This window comes from Kitasatospora sp. NPDC057512 (genome assembly GCF_042802135.1).
Lineage (GTDB): Bacteria > Actinomycetota > Actinomycetes > Streptomycetales > Streptomycetaceae > Kitasatospora.
Window position 1 is genome coordinate 1 of sequence record NZ_JBHVET010001292.1, and the last position, 1,082, is coordinate 1,082.

At 73.4% G+C, this 1,082-nt stretch carries 1 protein-coding gene; it reads left to right on the forward strand.

Annotated elements, in window-relative coordinates:
• Window positions 1–243: 243 nt before the first annotated feature.
• Window positions 244–1,082, forward strand: an 839-nt coding sequence (locus ACFU6K_RS39565) for a lamin tail domain-containing protein (protein WP_380671597.1), incomplete at its 3' end; no start/stop codon positions are given.

A 1,082-nucleotide genomic window follows, 5' to 3' on the forward strand; every position in this document is an offset into this window, starting at 1 on the left:
GGCTCCGTGCTGTTCCGAGGGCCTGATCAACGAACCTTCGAGGAGCGGTAGTTGGCCGCCTCCATCCGGAGTGGAGACTCCCACTTGTCGCGCGTAGAAACGTTCTTCCGCCGTACGTCTGGCCGTTGCCCGACGCGACCGGTAGGGATCTGGTGGCGCTGCTAGAACCTCAGCGCCCCACTTTCCCATCCGTGGTCACAACCGCCGGGCCGCGTGCCCGGACGGTGGTCAGGAGTCAGCCTCATGCGGAGCACCCCGAACCCCCGGATCAACCCGAGAGCGCCGCGGTTCCGGCGCCGGACGCTGGCGGCGGCCTCCGCCGCGGCCGTGGTGGCGGCGCTGGTGGCGCTGCCCGGCGGCGTGGCGCAGGCCGCGTCGCCCGACATCGTGATCAGCCAGGTGTACGGCGGTGGCGGCAACTCCGGCGCCCCGTACACCAACGACTTCGTCGAGCTGTACAACCGCGGCACCGCGCCGGTGTCCGTCACCGGCTGGACGGTGCAGTACGCCTCGGCCGCCGGCGGGAGCTGGTCGCGGACCACCCTCTCCGGGACGATCGCGCCCGGCCGCTACCTCCTCGTCCAGGAGGCCGCCGGAGCCGGTACGGGCGCCGCGCTGCCGACGCCGGACGCCACCGGCACGATCGCCATGTCCGCGACCTCCGGCAAGGTCGCCCTCGTCACCAACGGCACGGCGCTGACCTGCACGTCAGGTTGCGCGAGCCAGTCTGGGGTGAAGGACCTGGTCGGCTACGGCAGCGGCGCGAGCTCCGCCGAGGGCACGCCGACCGGCAACCTGTCGAACTCCACCGCCGCCCTGCGCACGGGCGGTGGCGCCACCGACACCGACAACAACGCGGCGGACTTCGCGATCACGGCGCCCGTGCCGCGCAACTCCTCCTCCACCGGCACCGGCGGCAACCCCGGCGGCACCCGCATCCACGACATCCAGGGCGCCGCCCGCACCTCCCCGCTGGCGGGCAGCGCGGTCAGCGCCGTGCCCGGTGTGGTGACGGCCGTCGGCCCCAGCGGCTTCTGGTACCAGGACCCGCAGCCCGACAACGACCCCGGCACCAGCGAGGG